At 55.7% G+C, this 3439-nt stretch carries 6 protein-coding genes; 2 read left to right on the forward strand and 4 right to left on the reverse strand.

Annotated elements, in window-relative coordinates; all coding sequences use genetic code 11:
- Nucleotides 1-358 (reverse strand): phage regulatory CII family protein (locus ACODRW_RS24160; RefSeq protein ID WP_488906901.1); only part of this gene is annotated, 358 nt, incomplete at its 3' end.
- Nucleotides 355-600, reverse strand: coding sequence for a hypothetical protein (locus tag ACODRW_RS24165; protein ID WP_488906902.1), 246 nt, complete (start codon nucleotides 598-600; stop codon nucleotides 355-357). The genes ACODRW_RS24165 and ACODRW_RS24160, both read right to left, overlap by 4 nt.
- Nucleotides 601-706: 106 nt before the next feature.
- On the opposite strand from ACODRW_RS24165, the gene ACODRW_RS24170 reads away from it, so the two are divergent.
- Nucleotides 707-1072 carry a hypothetical protein gene (locus ACODRW_RS24170; RefSeq protein ID WP_446023778.1) on the forward strand — a complete coding sequence of 122 codons (366 nt, stop codon included), beginning with the start codon at nucleotides 707-709 and terminating at the stop codon, nucleotides 1070-1072.
- The gene (locus ACODRW_RS24175) at nucleotides 1069-1434 is read left to right on the forward strand and encodes a hypothetical protein (protein ID WP_488906903.1); all 366 of its coding nucleotides are present in this window, start codon (nucleotides 1069-1071) and stop codon (nucleotides 1432-1434) included. The genes ACODRW_RS24170 and ACODRW_RS24175 overlap by 4 nt, the downstream gene beginning before the upstream one ends.
- A gap of 22 nt (nucleotides 1435-1456) precedes the next feature.
- On the opposite strand, the gene ACODRW_RS24180 is transcribed toward ACODRW_RS24175, so the two are convergent.
- On the reverse strand, nucleotides 1457-1654 hold the full coding sequence (locus ACODRW_RS24180; protein WP_166451991.1) for a hypothetical protein: 198 nt from the start codon (nucleotides 1652-1654) through the stop codon (nucleotides 1457-1459).
- Between the two features lie 170 nt (nucleotides 1655-1824).
- A complete protein-coding gene (locus ACODRW_RS24185) occupies nucleotides 1825-2583 on the reverse strand; it encodes an autoinducer binding domain-containing protein (RefSeq protein WP_488906904.1) in 759 nt (252 codons plus the stop codon).
- Between the last annotated feature and the right edge of the window lie 856 nt (nucleotides 2584-3439).

A 3439-nucleotide genomic window follows, 5' to 3' on the forward strand; every position in this document is an offset into this window, starting at 1 on the left:
ACTCGGAATCCGGCTGCTCGGCTTCGGAGATCTCGCGCGCGACGTCGCCGCATTCAGTCGTCAGCCGGCAGCACTCGCGGGAGAGCTCCTTGAGGGTTATCTCCGCATCGGGCAGGGCCACAGTCACGCGGTTGCAGAGCGCGGCCAGTGCGTCGGCGATCGCGGGGTCTTGCGTGCGGTCGGTGATCTCTGCGGCCTCCTCAAGCGTCAGCTGGTTGGCGGCGAGGGTAGGGTTCAGCTTGTTGGCCAGCAGTTTGGGATATGTCTTCATCGCGGCAGCCAGGCCGGCAATGCCGTTGTGGTGGCTCTTCGCGATAGTTTGGGCCGCGGCAGTGATGTGGATGTAGCGGGAGCTCATGATTGCGCCTCACTATTCATGCATTCATCATTCGAGCTGACTGCTACGCTCGTATTGACGTCCCAGATGTCAGGACGGAGATCGGGCAGAGTGAAGCGCGGATCGGCTTCAATGATTCGTCTGCAGAGTTTGGGGCTGGGGTTTTTGAGGCCGACGCCGCACTGATAGAGGTATTGCTCGTTCGTGCTGGTGGCCTCGGCAAGAACAAGTCGCTCTTGCCGAGAGAGGTCTTGAAGCTTCATGACTCATCCTTTGGTGGTGATGAGTCGAATACTATCTTTTCGATAGCATAAAGGCAATATCTTTTCGCTCGTTCTTGCTTGGCTATCTTTTTGCTATAAGTTCGACATGGACATTAAAGACATTCGCTTGGTCAATCTGAAGGCGCTGGTTGCGGAGTTTGAGACGATCGCCCAGGTTGCACGGCAGTCAGATACCAATGAGGCCTACCTCTCACATATCCTGAACGGTGTGCTGCTCCCGAGCGGTCGCCCGCGAGGAGTGGGGCACGCGCTTGCAAGAAAGCTGGAACAGGGCTGTGGCAAGCCGACTGGCTGGATGGATCACCCGCACCCCAATGGTGATGGCGCGATTCAGCGTATTGAGGCGAGCTCGCTTGAAGAGTTGGCCGGCATTCTGGGCGAGTTGGAGACGGGGGCGCTGCACAAGCTGATCACCGACGCGCTGGCCCAGCACGCCAAGAAAGCGTCATGAAGATTGAAGATGTAAGGCTTGCAAACCTCCGGGTCTTGGTGGTTGAGCGATCCACCATCGCCGCCGTCGCTCAAGTTTCCGATACATCCCCTGCCTATCTGAGCCAGATTCTGAACCGAGTGCCGTCGCGTACGGGTAAGCCGCGTGACGTCGGTACTGACCTGGCTAGGAAACTTGAGCAGGGATGCGGCAAGCCTGCCGGATGGATGGATCATCCACACCCAATATGTGGCGGTGGCCAGGTGCTTAAAATTGAGGCCCGCTCCATGGAAGAGTTGGCCCGTCTCCTTGCTGAGCTTGAGACAGAAACATTCCTCAACCTGATGCGCGATGCGTTGATCCTTCGCTCCAAGAAAGCATAATGGCGCCGGGAGGCGCCATTTATCACGAGAAGAACTTCAGGATTTTCCCAACCTCACCATCTGCGCCGCTCAATCGCAGCTTTCCAGACGGCAGGATCTGAACCAGCAGCTGGGCGATAGGCCCTTCTTCGTCGTCCGCGTCCACGATTGCCTTGAAGTGATGGCAGTTTGTCGCGTGGATGCAGGGGTGATTCGTGTTGCTACTTTTACCGCATTGCATTTCTTACTCCGTTTCTTCGTCGAGCGTAGGGCCTGTCATTTGTCACTATGTTGTTGTGTTGTGACGATATTTTCCCATTTGACGGAGTTCAGTGTCACTTCCCTAGAGGAAGTCAAATCTGTACACAGTATTTCTACGTATTTTTGAAGTAATTATTTAAGAGATATGCGCTATTCGCATGCGCCGATCTTGAACATCAACTGCTCTATTGTGTTGGCAGAATAACGGCCCATGAGCTGATTTATGTGGTAATCCACGCCTTTTCTCGTCATGCCTAATTCTAATGCTATCTCGTCTTTTTTTAATCCCTTGTGACAATACAGATCTATTAGTGTTTGCTGAATTACTTCCATTTGGGAAGTTTTTCTGTTTGAAGCAAAAACTCTATAGGCAACGTCCACCAGATCCGGCATTAGCACTTCCAGCAAATCGCGAGTCTCCCGGTCGTCCTCTATCTCTTTCCCTATCATCGACAGAATCACGCGGCAGTCCTGCCACTCGCCAATGAATGACAGACCGTATTGCATCTGGTTTTCTTTGACGGCCCGCGCGAACTGCTCGTCGAGTTTGGTTCGTGGCTCCAGTGTCGTCAGCATCGGCGACCACGGGAACACGGCGCCGGCCGGGCCGTAAGCAACAGGATCAACGCGATGGAACTGGTTCGCCGAGTAAGTCGTGATCCAGGCCTTGGGCCAGCCGAGGTTTATGTTCAGCGCTTTGTCGAATCCTTGGTCGCCGAAGAAGGCCACCAAGATCAGCGGCGCGCCGCCGGCGGCCGCACGCACCAGGGCTAGGGCCGCTTCAAGATCGTGCGCAGTTCGCACCTTGATTAGCACCCGCCTGAGCACCGCCACGTCGTGCACCACGGCGCCAGTCCGCTGCCTGAAGAGCTCCACGGCCTCCGGCAGGTTTGAAAGCGTTATCTGCATTAAGACCTCCTCATTGTTCACATTAGGCTATTTGCCGGGCCAGAAAAACCACAGCCCGGTGATGGCATTGCCCCTTTTTTCTTCCTTATAGATACCTCCGTCGCTAGCGAATTCGTTGTGCGTTTGTTGCGGCAAGCCAACTTTTTTCATTAACGCTAGCGAAAAGATATTGCTTTACCAATATCGAAAAGATAGTATTCAGGTCACCAGCCCAGCACACCGGGCACTGATCCTTAACAACCCAGTTCAACCGCCCACCGGGAGCAATCCCGAAACGGTGCCTGCAAGACGACAGTAAGGCCAGTGTGTGTGGAGAGTCATCAGACCGGGTGCAAGCGCGTGAGCGCTCCTAACGGCACAACGATCCAGTTTCAACATGCTGACGTGGATGTGGGGATAGCGCCCGGCGAGGGCGCCAGCACGAGCAAAAGCGCAAACCCATCACAACAAGCATTCATGGTGGCGCATCGCCAAACACAAAGTACCACTCAAACCAATGCGCGATCCGGGAGGCAGAGGCTAAACCCGGACGATGGCAAGGGCCTTAAATCGCAGATGAGGGGAGGGTGGTGTGGAGTGAATCGCCGCTTCTAAACGAGGCGGCACATTCAAGCGGAATGCGCAGGCTGATGCGCGACTAGAAGGGTGGCCGGCGGTGTCCGATCCGCCGCGAGATTTTCCACCTGGAAGGAACAATGCCGGAGATCACAGCACCGGCCCGCTTCAATGTGTGACGCAGCAAACAGGCGAGAGCGGCCTGAGTACAACGGCTTCAGGGGCCAGTGTGGCCCCACCAGTTTCCCCCCGCAGTACCTTGGCCGCCCGCGCTCACCCCAGCCGGGCGGCTTCTTTTTGG

It is taken from the genome of Chromobacterium sp. FG89, from assembly GCF_057808735.1.

Coding starts and splice junctions, on each gene's coding strand:
- ACODRW_RS24170 (WP_446023778.1), top strand. CDS start 707: ATGGACATTAAAGACATTCGCTTGGTCAATCTGAAGGCGCTGGTTGCG.
- ACODRW_RS24180 (WP_166451991.1), bottom strand. CDS start 1,654: ATGCAATGCGGTAAAAGTAGCAACACGAATCACCCCTGCATCCACGCG.
- ACODRW_RS24165 (WP_488906902.1), bottom strand. CDS start 600: ATGAAGCTTCAAGACCTCTCTCGGCAAGAGCGACTTGTTCTTGCCGAG.
- ACODRW_RS24175 (WP_488906903.1), top strand. CDS start 1,069: ATGAAGATTGAAGATGTAAGGCTTGCAAACCTCCGGGTCTTGGTGGTT.
- ACODRW_RS24185 (WP_488906904.1), bottom strand. CDS start 2,583: ATGCAGATAACGCTTTCAAACCTGCCGGAGGCCGTGGAGCTCTTCAGG.